Source organism: Mesorhizobium sp. M1423 (genome assembly GCF_040317575.1).
Lineage (GTDB): Bacteria > Pseudomonadota > Alphaproteobacteria > Rhizobiales > Rhizobiaceae > Mesorhizobium.
In genome coordinates, this window is the sequence record NZ_JAMYKU010000001.1 from 114,164 (window position 1) to 130,139 (window position 15,976).

At 65.9% G+C, this 15,976-nt stretch carries 17 protein-coding genes; 7 read left to right on the forward strand and 10 right to left on the reverse strand.

The genetic code is table 11. The annotated features are described in order from the left end of the window. The first annotated feature begins 8 nt into the window (after nucleotides 1-8). Nucleotides 9-929: a transcriptional regulator GcvA gene (gene gcvA / locus NKG95_RS00640; RefSeq protein WP_023721383.1), complete on the forward strand. Its 921-nt coding sequence runs from the start codon at nucleotides 9-11 to the stop codon at nucleotides 927-929. Between the two features lie 26 nt (nucleotides 930-955). Here gcvA and NKG95_RS00645 read toward each other — a convergent pair whose 3' ends face one another. The 6 genes from NKG95_RS00645 to tsaD all read right to left on the reverse strand — a co-directional run bounded on the left by NKG95_RS00645 (nucleotide 956) and on the right by tsaD (nucleotide 5,060). Then, nucleotides 956-1,375, reverse strand: a complete 420-nt coding sequence (locus tag NKG95_RS00645) for a DUF1761 domain-containing protein (protein ID WP_023721382.1) — start codon at nucleotides 1,373-1,375, stop codon at nucleotides 956-958. Between the two features lie 48 nt (nucleotides 1,376-1,423). After that, entirely contained in the window at nucleotides 1,424-2,080 is a 657-nt protein-coding gene (locus tag NKG95_RS00650; RefSeq protein WP_353039903.1) for a class I SAM-dependent methyltransferase, read from the reverse strand. Further along, nucleotides 2,077-2,502 (reverse strand): EVE domain-containing protein, encoded by a 426-nt coding sequence (locus tag NKG95_RS00655; RefSeq protein ID WP_352481017.1) that lies wholly within the window; start codon nucleotides 2,500-2,502, stop codon nucleotides 2,077-2,079. Before NKG95_RS00655 ends, NKG95_RS00650 begins: the two co-directional genes overlap by 4 nt. A 136-nt stretch (nucleotides 2,503-2,638) precedes the next feature. Further along, complete coding sequence (locus tag NKG95_RS00660; protein ID WP_353020053.1) at nucleotides 2,639-2,935, reverse strand: YciI-like protein; 297 nt, start codon at nucleotides 2,933-2,935, stop codon at nucleotides 2,639-2,641. Nucleotides 2,936-2,961: 26 nt separating this feature from the next. Beyond that, entirely contained in the window at nucleotides 2,962-3,963 is a 1,002-nt protein-coding gene (locus NKG95_RS00665; RefSeq protein WP_353039649.1) for an NAD(P)H-dependent glycerol-3-phosphate dehydrogenase, read from the reverse strand. A gap of 11 nt (nucleotides 3,964-3,974) precedes the next feature. Beyond that, nucleotides 3,975-5,060, reverse strand: a complete 1,086-nt coding sequence (tsaD, locus tag NKG95_RS00670; protein WP_352588416.1) for a tRNA (adenosine(37)-N6)-threonylcarbamoyltransferase complex transferase subunit TsaD — start codon at nucleotides 5,058-5,060, stop codon at nucleotides 3,975-3,977. 106 nt (nucleotides 5,061-5,166) lie between these two features. Between tsaD and hemC the strand changes: the two genes are divergently transcribed. From hemC to NKG95_RS00700, 6 genes are all read left to right on the forward strand, one after another. Continuing rightward, on the forward strand, nucleotides 5,167-6,093 hold the full coding sequence (gene hemC / locus NKG95_RS00675; RefSeq protein ID WP_353039651.1) for a hydroxymethylbilane synthase: 927 nt from the start codon (nucleotides 5,167-5,169) through the stop codon (nucleotides 6,091-6,093). 1 nt (nucleotide 6,094) lies between these two features. After that, nucleotides 6,095-6,811, forward strand: a complete 717-nt coding sequence (locus NKG95_RS00680) for a uroporphyrinogen-III synthase (RefSeq protein WP_353039653.1) — start codon at nucleotides 6,095-6,097, stop codon at nucleotides 6,809-6,811. Nucleotides 6,812-7,366: 555 nt separating this feature from the next. Further along, nucleotides 7,367-8,881 (forward strand): COG4223 family protein, encoded by a 1,515-nt coding sequence (locus NKG95_RS00685; protein WP_353039655.1) that lies wholly within the window; start codon nucleotides 7,367-7,369, stop codon nucleotides 8,879-8,881. 8 nt (nucleotides 8,882-8,889) lie between these two features. Continuing rightward, on the forward strand, nucleotides 8,890-10,506 hold the full coding sequence (locus tag NKG95_RS00690) for a heme biosynthesis protein HemY (protein WP_353039657.1): 1,617 nt from the start codon (nucleotides 8,890-8,892) through the stop codon (nucleotides 10,504-10,506). A gap of 39 nt (nucleotides 10,507-10,545) precedes the next feature. Beyond that, nucleotides 10,546-11,025 (forward strand): tellurite resistance TerB family protein, encoded by a 480-nt coding sequence (locus tag NKG95_RS00695; protein ID WP_352481012.1) that lies wholly within the window; start codon nucleotides 10,546-10,548, stop codon nucleotides 11,023-11,025. Between the two features lie 18 nt (nucleotides 11,026-11,043). Continuing rightward, complete coding sequence (locus NKG95_RS00700) at nucleotides 11,044-11,691, forward strand: glutamine amidotransferase (RefSeq protein ID WP_353039659.1); 648 nt, start codon at nucleotides 11,044-11,046, stop codon at nucleotides 11,689-11,691. A 119-nt stretch (nucleotides 11,692-11,810) separates the two neighbouring features. Here the strand turns inward: NKG95_RS00700 and NKG95_RS00705 are convergent, their stop codons facing one another. The 4 genes from NKG95_RS00705 to zwf all read right to left on the reverse strand — a co-directional run bounded on the left by NKG95_RS00705 (nucleotide 11,811) and on the right by zwf (nucleotide 15,964). Beyond that, nucleotides 11,811-13,052 carry an MFS transporter gene (locus NKG95_RS00705; RefSeq protein ID WP_023721370.1) on the reverse strand — a complete coding sequence of 414 codons (1,242 nt, stop codon included), beginning with the start codon at nucleotides 13,050-13,052 and terminating at the stop codon, nucleotides 11,811-11,813. Nucleotides 13,053-13,234: 182 nt separating this feature from the next. After that, complete coding sequence (locus NKG95_RS00710; RefSeq protein ID WP_023721369.1) at nucleotides 13,235-13,699, reverse strand: Ros/MucR family transcriptional regulator; 465 nt, start codon at nucleotides 13,697-13,699, stop codon at nucleotides 13,235-13,237. A 164-nt stretch (nucleotides 13,700-13,863) separates the two neighbouring features. After that, nucleotides 13,864-14,568: an ROK family protein gene (locus NKG95_RS00715; RefSeq protein ID WP_023721368.1), complete on the reverse strand. Its 705-nt coding sequence runs from the start codon at nucleotides 14,566-14,568 to the stop codon at nucleotides 13,864-13,866. Between the two features lie 19 nt (nucleotides 14,569-14,587). Then, nucleotides 14,588-15,964 carry a glucose-6-phosphate dehydrogenase gene (zwf, locus tag NKG95_RS00720; protein ID WP_353039661.1) on the reverse strand — a complete coding sequence of 459 codons (1,377 nt, stop codon included), beginning with the start codon at nucleotides 15,962-15,964 and terminating at the stop codon, nucleotides 14,588-14,590. Nucleotides 15,965-15,976 lie beyond the last annotated feature (12 nt).

The window sequence follows — 15,976 nt, forward strand, 5'->3', positions numbered from 1 at the left end:
TGGCCCTGATGGCGCGCCTGCTGCCTGGAACCCGTGCGCTGCGGACGCTGGAGGCGGCGGCCCGGCACCTCAATTTCACCCGCGCCGCCGACGAGCTCGGCCTGACGCCGGCAGCGGTCAGCCACCAGATCAAGGAAATCGAGGATCAGCTCGGCATCATGCTGTTCACACGCACCAGCCGCACAATCCGGCTCACCGAGGCGGGTGCGGTGCTGTTCGAGGCCTCGACCGACGCGCTCGACCTGCTTGGCCGCGCGGTCTCACGGGCGCAGAAGACGGCGCGCGGATCGGCGCTGCTGAAGGTCACCCTCGATGCGCAATTCGCGACGAAGTGGCTGATGCGGCGCGTCGACGATTTTCGCAAACAGCATCCGGCAATCGAGCTGCGCTTCGATATCAGCTATGAGGTGCGCGATTTCGACCGCGACGATGTCGATGTCGGCATCCGTTTCGGCGCCGGCAAATATCCGGGGCTTCGCTCGCACCGGCTGTTCGAAAACGTCATCATTCCCGTCTGCAGTCCGGCCTTGCTGCGGTCAGGGCCGCCGCTCAAGGAGCCACGCGACCTGTTCCATCATACGCTGGCGCATATCGAGTGGTCGCGCCAGGGCGTCACCTGGCCGAACTGGAGCATGTGGATGGCGGCGGCGGGCGTCGACGATTTCGACGACAGCCGGACCATCGTGTTCGGCAATTCGACGGATGCCGTGCAGGCCGCGCTCGACGGCAACGCGGTTGCGCTCGCCGATTTCGCCATGGTGGCAAACGACCTTTCGGAAGGCCGGCTGATCCGGCCCTTTGAACTCGGCATCAAGGTCGCGCCCGAATTCGCCTATTTCCTGGTCTATCCCGAAAGTGCGGCGAACGATCCGCGCATCGTCGCCTTTCGCGATTGGCTTCTCGAGGAAGTCGCCAAGACCCCAACCTAAAGGTCAGCCTGTCGCCGCCTAAAGGGTCAGCCTGTCGCCGCCGCGCCGAACCAGCCGATCACCGCGCCGATGAGAAGCATCACGCCGAGCCAATGGCCGACATCGATGAGCGTCAGATCCCAGCCGAAACCTTCGTAGCGATGGTTGACCGAAAGCGTCGTGGCGACGAACCCCAGCCAGAGAACGAAGCCGAAGATCACCCCGGCAAGCAGGCTCGGTTCGCCGCCGGTCACTGCGCCGATGATCAGCGACATGACCAGCGCCATGACAAGCTCCGCGACGAAGGAGACGACGAAGGGCAGCATCGACTTGCTCATCGTCGCCGGATCAAGCTTGGCGGCCTTCAGCCACGGCTTGCTCAAGCCCATATACCAGGCCGCGCCGAACAGCCACGCCACCACGGCGGCGACGATTACCGCCAGCCAATTGATTGCTGAAAAATCCATGATTCCCTCCGGTCGATTGCGCGATGGAACGCCTGTTCGGCGATGCCGTCAAGCAAGGCACCAGACGGTGGTGCACTTGACCTCGGCGTCCTCCAGCGCGCGGGTCACCGCCACTTCGTAGACGGCAAGCGGTTCCAGCCCGGCATTCGGCAGATAGGAGCGGCCGGGATCGCCGACGAGGATGTCGGCGCCGCGCGCCTTCAACGCCGCGAACCACGGCATCAGCCTGTCGGCGAAAGCTTTGTCGTAGAAGACGTCGCCGGCCAGCACCAGATCCCAGCCCGCATCGGTGCCGATGCAGTCGCCGGCGAGGAATTCTATCTCGACGCCATTGGCCTCTGCATTGAGGCGGATCGCGGTCGCGCAGAACGGGTCGATATCGGCGGCGATCACCTCGGCAGATCCGGCCATCACTGCTGCAATGGCGACAAGGCCGGAGCCGGAGGCGAAGTCGAGCACGCGCCTGCCGCGCACCGCAGCCGGATTGTCGAGGATGTAGCGGGCAAGGCCTTGGCCGCCGGCCCAGGCGAAGGCCCAGAAGGGCGGTGGCAGGCCGATTTCGCTCAGCTCATCCTCGGTCCGCTGCCACAATTCATGCGCCTCGTCGGCCAGCTGCAGGCGTATCTCCGGCACATGCGGCGGCGCCATGAGCGCCGTGTTGTCGAGGATGAATTTCTTGGCGCTGTCCGGCGTCAGCGCCGTCATGGCGCCGGCGTCAGTCCGCTCATGCGGCAGACCTCCTGCCATTCGGCAGGCGTCACCGGCTGCACCGAAAGCCGCCCGAGCCGCACCAGCGCCATGTCGGCCAGCTTTGGATTGGCCTTGGCCTGTTCCAGCGTCACCGGCTTCGGCATGTCCTTGAAGGCGCGGATATCGACGCACTCCCAGCGGGGGTCGTCGGTCGTGCTGTCCTGATGGGCCAGGGCGCAGACTTCGGCGATGCCGACGATGTCGAGCCCGTCATTGGAATGGTAGAAGAAGCCGAGATCGCCGATCTGCATCGCCTTCATGTTGTTGCGCGCCGCATAATTGCGCACGCCGTCCCATTGCGTGCCGGCCTTGCCCTTGGCCTTGAGGTCCTCGAAGGAGAAGACCGAAGGTTCGGATTTGAACAGCCAGTAGTTCATTGTGTTGCTCCTCCTCAGGTGCCGCCGCGACTAAAAGCGCGTCGCGTTCGACCGGCGTCAAGCGACGCGCTTTTTAGGCTCTTGTTTTATGCATGTCGTTATCACAAAACCGCTGCACACTTTTGCGCGACATGCATTAGATATCCGCCGGTTTGTTGAAGCTCCAGTTCCACTGCCGGATTTCGACGCTTTCGAACAGCCCTGCCTTGGTATAGGGATCGGCCGTCGACACGGCTTTTGCCGCAGCCAGATCGGGCGCCTCGACAACGACGAGGCTGCCGTTCGGCTTGCCGTCTGCGTCGAGGAACGGGCCGGCGAAGGCCAGTTTCTTGTCGCCGTTCAGCCCTTCCAGAAAGGCAATATGCTCGGGCCGCGTATCGAGCCGCACCTGCAGGCTTCCTGGCTTGTCCTTGCAAATCAACGCAAACAGCATCTTTCCATCTCCGCAATCGTTCGGGATCACATGTCGGTTTCGGTTTTGAGCGGCCTGGTCATCAACGCCGACACAGCCTGGTCTATGGTGACGGTGCCGTCCAGTATGGCGGCGACGGCGGCGATGATCGGTGCATCGATCCGGCGCTCACCGGCGATGCGGGCGGCGATCGCCGCCGTCGGCACGCCTTCCGCCAGAGGCAGGCCGGCAAGCGGCTTGCCTTGCCCCAGTGCCAGCCCATAGGCGAAATTGCGCGACTGCGCGGACGAGCAGGTGAGCAGCAGGTCGCCGAGGCCGGAAAGCCCCATCAGCGTCTCCGGCTTTGCGCCGAAGGCGGCACCGATGCGGCGCAATTCGACGAAGCCGCGCGTCACCATTGCGGCCTGGGCGCTGGCGCCGAGCCCGGCGCCGGTGACGGCACCCGCGGCAATGGCAAAGACGTTCTTCAGCGCGCCGCCGATCTCGACGCCGATCAGGTCGTCGCTCGAATAACAGCGCAGGTTTTCAGCCGAAAAACGGGCGGCAAGGTCGGCAGCCAGGGCCTCGTCGCGAGCGGCGACCACGACGGCCGTCGGCAGGCCTTTGGCGACGTCGGTGGCAAAGCTTGGGCCCGACAGGGCGGCGACCGGATTTGCCGGCAGGATTTCCTCGGCAATGGACGACAGCAGCGCGCCGGTGTCGCGCTCGATGCCCTTGGCGCAGAGCACCAGCGGGACGCCTTTCGGCACATGGCTGGACGCGGCCGTCAGCATGGCGCGTAACGATTGCGCCGGCGCCACCGCCAGCACGCAGTCGGCGTCGGCGAGAGCCAGTTTGATGTCACTTGTCGCCGCGATGCCGGGATCAAGCGCGATGCCGGGCAGATAGCGTGGATTTTCGCCGCGACCGATCGCCGCGACACTGTCCTGGTCGCGCGCGAACAGCCGGACCGAATGGCCGGCACGCAGCATGGCCAGCGCCAGCGCCGTGCCCCAGGCGCCGCCGCCGAGCACGGCGACGCGCCAGCCGCTCGTGGCTTTGCGCTTCATGGCTTTGCTCGTCACGCCTTGGCCCCGCGCCGGCCCGAGCCGACCATCGGGGCCGAGACGCTGTCCAGCGGCCAGCGCGAGCGCGGCACGAAATCGGCGGCGTTTTCGCCTGATATGCCGGCGCGCAGGCGCTCGATGCCGGCCCAGGCGATCATCGCCGCATTGTCGGTGCAGAGGTTAAGCGGCGGGGCGACGAAGCTGAACCCGGCCTGCTCGCACAGCGCTTGCAATGTCGCCTTGATCGTCCGGTTGGCGGCGACGCCGCCGGCGACAACCAGCGCAGGCTCAGCCTTGTCCGGGAATTGCTGACGGAACCTGGTCAGCGCCCGCGAAACACGGTCGCCGAGCGCATCCGCCACCGCCGCCTGGAACGAGGCGCAGATATCGGCGACGTCCTGGTCGCTCAGCGGGGCAATCGCGGTTGCCGCCTGGCGCACCGCGGTCTTGAGGCCGGAGAAAGAAAAATCGGGCTGCACCGAGCCCTTCATCGGGCGCGGAAACGCAAAACGGGCCGCGTCGCCATTTGCCGCCGCCTTCTCGACATTCGGTCCGCCGGGATAGGGCAGGCCGAGCATCTTAGCCGTCTTGTCGAAGGCTTCGCCAAGCGCGTCGTCGATGGTCGTCGCCCAGCGCTGGTAGTCGCCAACGCCGCGCACGGCGACGATCTGGGTATGGCCGCCGGAGACCAGCAGCAAGAGGTAGGGAAAGTCGAGCCCGTCGGTCAGCCTGGCGGTGAGCGCGTGGCCTTCGAGATGGTTGATGGCGATCAGCGGTTTTTTGGCTGCCGCGGCGATGGCTTTTGCCGTCATCAGGCCGACGATCAGCCCGCCGACAAGACCGGGACCGGCGGTGGCAGCAATCGCATCGATGTCGGCGAGATCGACGCCGGAATCAGCAAGCGCTGCCTCGATGATGCCGTCCAGCGCCTCGACATGGGCACGCGCGGCGATCTCCGGCACGACGCCGCCGAAAGCGGCATGCTCCTCGATCTGGCTGAGCACGATGTTCGACAGGATTTGGGGCGCGCTGCGATCGTCCAGCGCCACCACGCTGGCGGCGGTCTCGTCGCAACTCGTCTCGATGCCCAGAACGCGGATCAATTCGTCGCTGTCTCCAAGGATTGTACGGCCTGCCTTTCCCCGATAGGAGAAAGCCGGGAAGACGGACCTCGATCCTGCCGGGGGTTATCACGGACGGCGCGCCATGCAAACAACCTTGAAAATCGGAACACGCGGCAGCCCGCTGGCACTGGCGCAGGCGCATGAAACGCAGGCCCGGCTGATGACGGCGCATGGCATGCCGGCCGAGGCGTTCGAGGTGGTCGTCATCTCGACCAGCGGCGACCGCATCCAGGACCGGCCGCTGTCCGAAGCCGGCGGCAAGGGCCTGTTCACCAAGGAGATCGAGGAGGCGCTGCTGGCGCGGCGCATCGACATCGCCGTGCATTCGTCGAAGGACATGCCGACGCTGTTGCCCGAGGGGCTGGAGCTGGCCGCCTTCCTGCCGCGCGAGGACGCGCGTGACGCCTTCATCGGCAAGGCGGCGCGAACGATTGCTGGCCTGCCGCAAGGCGCCAGGGTCGGTTCGTCGTCGCTCAGGCGCCAGGCGCTGATCCGGCGGATGCGGCCGGACATCGACGTGGTGATGTTTCGCGGCAATGTGCAGACGCGGCTGCGCAAGCTCGACGAAGGCATCGCCGACGGCACCATCCTCGCCTATGCCGGGCTGAAGCGGCTCGGCCTCGAAGATGTCGTCACTGACCTGATGCCGCTCGACGTCTTTCCGCCGGCGCCGGGACAAGGCGCGATCTGTATCGAGAGCCGCATCGGCGACCGCGACGTGGAAGCGATGCTGGCAGCGATCCACGACGTGCCGACCGGCCAGGCGCTGGCCTGCGAGCGCGCCTTCCTGGCGGCGCTCGACGGGTCCTGCCGCACGCCGATCGCCGGCCATGCGACAATATCGGGCGGAACGGTTTCCTTTGCCGGGCTGATCATCTCGCCCGATGGCACGCAGTCGCATGAGGTCAGGCTTGAAGGGCCGGCGCAACAGGCCGCGCGCATCGGCACGGAAGCCGCGGCGACCGTTCGGGCCAAGGCCGGCGAAACATTCTTCGACGGCTGGACCTGACATGCTCCGCGTCCTGGTGACGAGGCCCGAACCGGGCGCCTCGCGCACGGCGCGCCGGCTCGCTGACGCCGGGTTTCAGGCGATCCTGCTGCCGCTGACCGAAACGGTGGCCCTGCCGGTCGATGCGGTCGCGGTCGCCGATACCGCCGCGGCGGTCGCAGTTACCAGCGCCAATGCGATTCGCCATGCGCCGAAAGAGGTGATCGCGGCGCTCGCCGGCTTGCCGTGCCATGCCGTCGGCAGGAAGACGGCGGAAGCCGCCCGCGCGGCCGGGTTTCTGTCGGTTAGCGAAGGCCCGGGCAATGCCGAGGCGCTGGCCGATGCACTTGCTGGTGGTTACGCGGGGCAGACCATCGTCTATCTCTGCGGGCGGGTGCGGTTTCCGGGCTTCGAGGAGCGGCTGCAGGCGGCGGGCGCTCAGGTCCGCGCCGTCGAGACCTACGACACCGTTGTGCTGGATTACTCCGACGAGGCCGTTCTTGCGCGCCTGTCCGCCCAGCCGGTCGAGGCGGTGCTGCTCTATTCGGCCAAGACGGCCACCGCTATGCAGGCCCTGGCTGGCCGGCCGGCGCTGCGCGGTTTTTTTGAAGAGACGCGCTTTTTCGCATTGTCGGGACGTATTGCCGCGGCCTTGGATGATGCCGCTGGCGAAAGGATCCGGATTGCGCCTGAGCCCAGCGAAGATGCCTTGCTGGGGCTTTTGCAGGCGCGGCGCTGACCGGCATCCGCCTGTTCCGGACGTTGGCATACCTCCTGCCGGCATCCTCAATTTATTCCGCAGCAGGCGCTGTCGGCGAAGCTGCCGATCTCCCCCCTTGCGGGGGAGATGCCCGGCAGGGCAGAGGGGGGTGCTGTCCCTCCGACCTGTCAGCCAATCGAGCCCTCCATTCCCGGTTGGGGGATGGGTTTAGGTAGACGTTGGTGCTCTGTCACACCCCCCTCTGGCCTGCCGGCCATCTCCCCCGCAAGGGGGGAGATCGGCAGCTTGGCGGGCAGCCACCAACCTGAGACAATTGCGCTCGAGCCACATTTTGTTCTTGCTTTGTGCCGGCAGCTATGCTACTAATTTGCGTATGGTGCTGATTCGCCCCACCGACCCGCCGCCGAGGCGGGTTTTTCGTTTCTGGCCCCGCATGGCATCTCCCAAAACCGCTGCGGCGTTTTGCCAAAACTGAACTCCAAGCCGTGGCGTCATCACGCCGCCCCTTTTCACCGCTTGGTGATGTGCTAGACCCTTTCAACCATCCCGAAGCGAATTTTGCGGAGCCCGAGCATGGTCAAGACGCCGAAGATGCGGCATTCCAAGAGCCGCCGTGAACCGGTGACCATCGAGCTGGAGCCCGGCGCCGTCTCGCGAGTCGCCGACGAACAGGATGCCAGCTCGCAGCAGCCGGCCGCGGCGCAGACCGACGAGGCGCGGGCCGAGGAAGCGGCGAACGCATCGCAGCCGGAGCCGCCTGAGGAGCCGGTGCATGCCGACCAGACCGATCTCGAACCATGGGAACATGCCGACGCAGCCGCGCGGGCCGGCACGCAAGAGCCGACGGACGCAGGCGCCGATTCTGCCAGGGAAGCGGAAATCCCTTATCCCGCCGGCTCGGATGCGCCGGCCGGTCGCTCCACGGCTTCCGACTACAGTTTTGAGGATGCATCCGCCAATGTCCACGCAACCGAGGCCAACAGACCGGGAATACCAGGTTCCGGCGAGACAACAGCCCGGATGAGGGACGAAAACATGGCAGCGCAGCCGAAGCGGAGCGGCATCAACGGCATCGCCGCCGGTATTATCGGCGGCGTCATCGCGCTGGCCGCGGCCGGCGGGCTGCAATTTGCCGGCCTGCTCGGCGCGCCGGGGTCGGGCGGCGTATCGCTCGACCCCGTCAATGGTGAGATCGCTTCGCTGAAACGCGAGGTCGCGGACCTCAGACAGGCCGACGCCAACAATGACGCATCGGCCAAGGTGGACGGGCTGTCGTCGGCGCTGGATCAGGTCAGGGCGGACGTCACGGCGCTGAAATCGGCGGTCGAGCAAGGCGGCGCCGGCGACAATGCTGGGCTTGCCGCACTTGGCGACAAGGTCCGGCAGATCGAGACGGCGGTCGCGGGCCTCGGCAAGGCCGGCGGCACGGCGCCGGTCGATCTCGGGCCGCTCAACGAAAGGCTGGCCGCGCTCGACGCGCTGGTGAAATCGGCCGGCGAGACGGCAAAGGCGCAGGAAGGCCGGCTTGCGGCGCTGGAACAGTCGGTTTCACAGCTCTCGGGCAAGGTCGATGCACAGGCTTCGCAGCCGAAGATCGCGCTGGCCATTGCCGCCTCGGCGCTCAAGGCAGCGCTCGACCGCGGTGCGCCGTTCGCGACCGAACTCGAAACCTTTGCCGCGATCTCACCCGATGCACCCGAGATCGCGACGCTGCGCGCCTATGCCGAAAAGGGCGTCCCAACGCGCGCCGAGATCGCCGCCGAAGCGGACGCCACCGCCAACGCCATGGTCGCTGCCGCGACGCCTGTCGACCAGAATGCGGGCATCCTGCAAAAGCTGCTGTCGAGCGCCGAATCGCTGGTCAAGGTCAGGCCGATCGGTGCGGTCGAGGGCGCCGGCGCCCCGGAAACCGTCGCCCGCATGGAGGTCGCCGTCAATCAGGGCGACTACGCCAAGGCGCTCAGCGAATACGAAACGCTGCCTGAAGCGGCCAAGGCCGCCGGCGCCGACTTTGCCGGCAAACTGAAAGCGCGGATGGAGGTCGAGACGCAGATCGATTCGCTCATCGCTGGCGCGATGAAGGCGTGAGGAACCCGATGATCCGCATCCTCGCCTTCCTTGCCGTCGTCTTTGCGCTCGGGCTCGGCTTCGCCTGGCTGGCCGACCGGCCGGGTGAAATGCTCGTCACCTTCAACGGCTATCAATACCAGGTCAGCCTGATGGTCGCGGCGGTGGCGATCGTTGCCGTGGTTGCCGCGGTGATGATCGTCTGGTGGCTGGTCAAGGCGCTGTGGACCAGCCCCTATACGATCTCGCGCTATTTCCGCGTGCGACGCCGCGACCGCGGCTACCAGGCGCTGTCGACCGGCATGATCGCCGCCGGCGCCGGTGACGGCGCGCTCGCCCGCAAGAAGACCAAGGAAGCGGCAAAGCTGATCCGCTCCGACCAGGAGCCGCTGATCCAACTGCTCGACGCGCAGGCCTCGCTGCTCGAAGGCGACCATGAAGGCGCCCGCGAAAAATTCGAGACCATGCTCGACGATCCCGAAATGCGGTTGCTCGGCCTGCGCGGGCTTTACCTCGAGGCCGAGCGGCTCGGCGACCGCAACGCAGCCCGCCACTATGCCGGCCGGGCCGCCGCGGTGGCGCCGCAACTGGCCTGGGCGGCCGAATCGACGCTGGAAGACCTGACTGGACGCGGCGATTGGGACGGCGCGCTGAAACTGGTCGACGCCCAGAAGTCGACCCGGCAGATCGAGCGCGACGCCGCTAACCGCCGCCGCGCCGTGCTGCTCACCGCCAAGGCGCAGGCGCTGATCGACAGCGATGCCAATGCCGCCCGGACGGCGGCGCTCGAAGCCAACCGGCTGCGGCCGGATTTCGCGCCGGCGGCGGTCGTCGCGGCGAAATTGCTGTTTCGGCAGAACGACGTGCGCAAGGGCTCGAAAATCCTCGAGGCGGCGTGGAAGGCCGAGCCGCATCCGGAGATCGCCGAGCTCTACACCCATGCCAGGCCCGGCGATGCCGTGCTCGACCGGCTGAACCGGGCAAAGAAGCTGCAGGACCTGAAGAAGAACCATGCCGAGGCCTCGCTTGCCGTGGCGCGCGCCGCGCTCGATGCGCAGGATTTTTCAACCGCCCGCCGCGAGGCCGAAGCCGCCATCCGCATCGATCGCCGTGAAGGCGCCTATCTGCTGCTGGCCGATATCGAGGAGGCAGAGACCGGCGACCAGGGCAAGGTGCGGCAGTTGCTGTCGAAGGCGGTGAGAGCGCCGCGCGACCCGGCCTGGGTCGCCGACGGCGTCGTCTCCGACCGCTGGGCTCCGGTATCGCCGATCACCGGCAGGCTCGATGCATTCGAATGGCGAGCGCCGATGGAGCGGCTCGGCCAGTTGATCGACAGCGATGAGGATACGCAGGAGGCATCGGTGCCGGCAATTGCGGCTTCAGCCAAGCCGGTACAGGAAACAGCCGAGGCGATCGAGCACACAGCGGTTGCTGCCGAGACACCGGGCACCGCGACCGAAGCAAAGACCGAAAACCGTGCCGGCGAGGATCATGTGACACCGGTCGCCGCGGCGGCGTTTGCCGCGGTGCCGGACGATGCCGAAGCCGTCGAGCCGGCGCAGGAGTTGACGCGGCTGCCCGACGACCCCGGCGTCGACCCCGACGACGAGGCGGGTAAATCGACGCGCCGGTTTCGTTTGTTCTGATCCGGGTCGAGTGGACCCGGTCTTATTGGGAATGATTTGATGTTCGAACGCGTTCTGTCGTTTCTAAGGGACCTGCCGTCCGGTAGTGGCGCCAGCGCCAGCGCCGACGATCCGCGCGTTGCCGCATCCGCCCTGCTTTTCCACGTGATGAACGCCGACGGCGTGCGCCAGGATACCGAATGGGAACGGTTCAAGAAGGTGCTGGCGGAAAGCTATTCTATCAGCGGCGACGAACTCGATGCGTTGGCGGCTGCCGGCGAGCGGGCCGACAATGAGGCGATCGACCTTTACGCCTTTACCAGCGTGCTCAAGCGCCATCTCGACGCCGAGGCGCGAAAGGCCTTTATCGGCCTGATGTGGGAGATCGTCTATGCCGATGGCGAGCTGCACGAACTCGAGGACAATACCGTCTGGCGGGTCGCCGAGCTGATCGGCGTCGAACGCCGCGACCGCGTCGAGGCGCGCCTCAAGGCGGCGGCCGCGGCTCCTGGTGCTGCCGGAACGTCAAGCGACGAATAGACAGGATCCCGCCTTCCAATGCCGCCCAAGCCAAGCCCGAGACCAAAGATCCTGATCGTGCTGCATCAGGAGCATTCGAGCTCGGGACGGGTCGGCCATATGCTTATCGAGGAAGGCTTCGATCTCGACATCCGCCGCCCGCCGCTCGGCGAGGCCTTGCCGCAGACGCTTGATGGCCATGCCGGCGCCGTGGTGTTCGGCGGGCCGATGAGCGCCAATGACGGCGACGAGTTCGTCCGCCGCGAGACCGACTGGCTCAAAATTCCACTCAACGAGAACCGGCCGCTGCTTGGCATCTGCCTCGGCGCGCAAATGCTGGTCAAGCATCTCGGCGGCAGGGTCGAGGGCCATGGCGAGGGCCTCGTCGAAATCGGCTGGTATCCGCTAAAGGCGACTGAAGCAGGCAGCAGGCTGATGCATTGGCCGGAGATGGTCTATCAGTTCCATCGTGAGGGCTTTTCGCTGCCGAAGGACGCGACGCTTTTGGCGACGGCCGAAACCTACCCCAACCAGGCCTTCCGCTATGGCGACAATGCCTGGGGCATCCAGTTCCATGGCGAATTGACCCGGGCGATGATGCAGCGCTGGGTGGTGCGCGGCGCCCATCGCTTCGAATTGCCCGGCGCGCAGCCCGGCCGCGACCATCTCGGTGGCCGGCTGATCTGAGACATGCACCTCAAGCGCTGGCTCGGCGAGTTCCTGCCCATGATTTTTGGCGCCCAAAAGTGTGCAGCGGTTTTGGGAAAACGACATGCACAAACAAACGAACTAAAGCGCGTCGCGCTTTAGTTTCGCCCCCTGAGATGACGCACCTTGCGCAGCTGTGGGAACAGCACCGCCCATAGACCGGCGACAGCGATCGCGCCGACGCCGCCGACCACCACGGCCGGAACCGTGCCGATCAGCGCGGCCATGGTGCCGGCGCGGAATTCGCCGAGCTCATTGGAGGCGCCGACAAACACCTGGTTGACGGCGTTGACGCGGCCGCGAACGTCGTCCGGCGTCCACAGCTGGATCAGCGTCTCGCGGATATAGACGCTGAACATGTCGGTGGCGCCGAGCAGGGCAAGGGCTGCGATCGACACCCAGGTGATGGTCGAGAGGCCGAACAAGACGGTGAACGCGCCGAACAGCGCAACGAAGCCGAGCATGACAAGGCCGGCATGGTTGCGGATCGGGTGTCCGGCCAGCCAGATGGCGACGCAGATGGCGCCGACGCCGGGCGCCGAGCGCAACAGGCCGAGCCCCCATGGGCCGAGTTCGAGGATATCGCGCGCATAGACCGGCAGCAGCGCCGAGGCGCCGGACAGGAGCACCGCGAACAGATCGAGCGAAATCGCGCCTAGCACGATCTTTTCGCTCCAGATATAGCCGAAGCCGGCGAACAGGGTCCGTACCGTCGGTCTGTCGGTCCGGCTGCGCTGGGCGGGCTTCGGGATGGTGAAGATCAGCACGGCGGCGATGAGCATCAGCGCGGCCGCGGTGGTGTAGGCGGCTTCGGCCGAAAGCCCGTAGAGCAGACCGCCAGCGACCGGCCCGACGATGGTTGCCGTCTGCCAGGCGGACGAGTTCCAGGCGATGGCGTTGGCGAAATCCTCGGGCGGCACCAGATTGGCGAACAATGATGACGAGGCCGGCCCGAAGAAGGCGCGCGCGATGCCGAACATGGCGAGCACGATGAAGACCGGCATCGGCCCGGAGAGGCCGCGCAGCGTCAGCAACAGAAGCGCCAAAGCGCAGCCCGCCTCGACCAGCACCGCCAGCGCCATGATCAGGCGGCGTCCAAAACGGTCGGCAACGTCGCCAGTGACCAGCACCAGCAGCAGCGAAGGCAGGAACTGGACGATGCCGACAAGCCCAAGGTCGAACGGGTCGCGGGTCAGATCGTAGATCTGCCAGCCGACGGCGACCGACACGATCTGGGTGGAGAATGTCGAGAGGAAGCGCGCCGCCCAGTAGCTCAGGAACGGCCGATGGCGAAAGGCGGCATAACGCTGGTCAGGCGGTACTTGGGATTCTGTGGTCATGGATCAGGCCCCGTGGCGGCGATGTCGGCCGGCGGGGCACTTCCACGATGGGCGCTGGTCCGGCCAAGAGAGCCTTTAGCGCAGTTCAGCGCAGGGCGCGCGCAAAAATCCGGCCTGGATCAACAATTTCCGCTCCGCCGGGCGTTGCCGCTGGCGGAGCGACCGGACCTGCTCCGAACGCTTTAGGCCGTCGCCTTGGCCTTCCTGCCCCTGCCCTTGACGGGCGCGGGCGGGGCGGCCTTGCGGCCGAGACCGATTGCCTTGGCCAGCTGCGAACGCGAGGCCGCGTAGTTGGGGGCGACCATCGGGTAGTCGGACGGCAGGCCCCATTTGGCGCGATAGGCGTCGGGCGTCAGCCCGAAATGGACGCCGATATGGCGCTTCAAGGATTTGAACTTCTTGCCGTCCTCGAGACAGATGATGTAGTCCGGCGTCACCGATTTCTTGGGATTGACGGCAGGCGTCAGCGGCGCGGCGACCGGCACTGCCGGTTGCCCGAGCCCGCCTATGGAAGCGCTGACGCTGGCGATGAGATCGCCGAGGCCGGAAGCCGGCAAGCGGTTCTTCTCGACATATGCGGACACGATATGGGCGGTCAGCTCAAGCAGGTCGATGTCTTTGCGAGCGTTGTTGTTGTCGTCGGTCAATCTATTTCTCCGTCCGTGGGGGTCGCAGAAATTCCTAGTCGGCAAATCTGCGCAATGCAATGACGCCGCACCACGTCACACATTATTTTGAATAATAATACTAACGGCAGCGCGGGATTAACAACCCTGAGCCGGTGCTCGATAATATCAGACAATCAGCAATATCAGATAATCAGGGATTTGTCGCGCCACAGTCGAAATCCGCCCTCGAAGGCGCGTGTATTGTCGCCGCGTCTGCAATCGGCGGGCAAGTCGGCGAGTTCCTCGACATTGCCGCCGCCGATGACCACGTAATCCGGCTGCATGGCGGCGCGAAGCCGGTCGACCACGTCAAAGACGTGTTTGCGCCATTTCTTCTTGCCGCGCTTTTGCAGGCCGCGTTCGCCGACATAGTCTTCGAAACTGCCGCGCTTCTTGTAGGGAAGATGGGCAAGCTCCATCGGTTGGGCGACGTTGTCGACGATCATCGCGGCCCCGAGGCCGGTTCCGAGGCCGAGGAACAGCATGCGGCCGCCTTCATAGCTGCCGACGGCCTGCATCAGCGCATCGTTGACGACCTTCACCGGTTTGCCGAACTCAGCGGCGAAATCGCAGCCGACCCAGCCCTTGCCGAGATTGGCGGGTTCGGTGAGCGGCCGGTTGTGGTGCACCGGACCCGGATAGCCCATCGAGACGACATCGTATTGCAGCCCTTCGGCCAGCGTCTTCACCGCCGCGACCATCTGCTGCGGCGTCAGCTCCGGTCCGGAAGCGGTCTTGCGCTCGTCGCCGCCGGCGCTGGTGCGGATCTTGACGTGCGAGCCGCCGATATCGATCGCAAGCACGATCTTTTCGGCGTCGGGTGCCGGTCGCTTCACCGCTTTGGCCATCGCTTTCGCCTCCCAGAAATCATTTCGATGGATTGATCCAGCCGTTCGGCGGGCCGAATCCAGTCATCGCTTCGGTCGGCCCCCAGGTCTTTGGCGCGTAGATCGCGGGCGGCGTGGTGTCGCCGAGCACCAGGCCGACGATGCGCCAGGCGAGCTCGCTCGCGTCCTGGCGGGTGAACAGCTGGCCGTTGCCGTTCATAGCGTCGCCGATCAACCGCTCGTAAGGCGGCATGTCGCCCTTCGAATCGTCGAGCGCGGTGAGCTCGACCTGCTCGCCGACCATGTCGTCGCCGGGCGCCTTGCGCCGGGCTCCGATCGAGATCGCCACCTGCGGATCGATGCGGAAGCGCACGTGATTGCAGTCGCCGGGCTTGATTGGATCGAAGACGTCGAGCGGCGGCCGTTTCAGCCGCACGATGACCTCGGTGGCGTGCACCGGCAGGGATTTGCCGGCGCGGATGAAGAACGGCACATCTTGCCAGCGCCAGGTATCGACGAAAAAGCGCACCGCCGCGAAGGTCTCGACCGGCGAGTTCGGCGCCACGCCCGGCTCGTTGAGATAGCCGTCGAACTGGCCGCGCACGACATCGTCCCTGGTCAGCGTCCGGATCGCCCGCAGCACCTGCACCTTCTCGTCGATCAGATCGTCGGCCGAGCGGCCGACCGGCGGCTCCATGGCGAGCAGCAAGAGGATGTTGAGCAGATGGTTTTCGATGACGTCGCGGATGCAGCCGACCTCGTCATAGAAGCGGCCGCGGCCCTCGACACCGAAATCCTCGGCCATGGTGATCTGCACGCTCTCGACGAAGTTGCGGTTCCAGATCGGCTCGAGGAAGGAATTGGCGAAGCGGAAATAGAGCAGGTTCTGGATCGCCTCCTTGCCGAGATAATGGTCGATGCGGAAGATCGACTTTTCGTCGAAGACCAGATGCAGTACCCGGTTCAGCCAGCGCGCCGATTGCAGATCATGGCCGAACGGCTTTTCCACCATCAGGCGTGCGCCCTGGGCGGCGCCCGACTGCTCCAGTCCCTGGACGACGACCTCGAACATGGCGGGCGGCACCGCCAGATAGTGCAGCGGCCGCTGTGCGCTGCCGAGCGCGGTCTTCAGTTTATCGAAGGTCGCAGGCGCCCGGTAGTCGCCGCTGACATAGCGCAGCAGCGACGCGAGCCTTGCGAAGATCTTCTCGTCGATGCTGCCGATGGCGTTGACGATGCCGTCGCGGGCGCGCGCCTGCAGCTTGGCGATATCCCAAGGATCGAAGGCGACGCCGATCACCGGCTCGTTCAGCGTTCCCTTGGCCACCATGGCGTAGAGGGCGGGGAAGATCTTCTTGTGGGCGAGATCGCCGGTGGCGCCGAAAAGCACCAGCGTGTCCGATCGTTCCTGGCTCATGGGCGTGCCTCC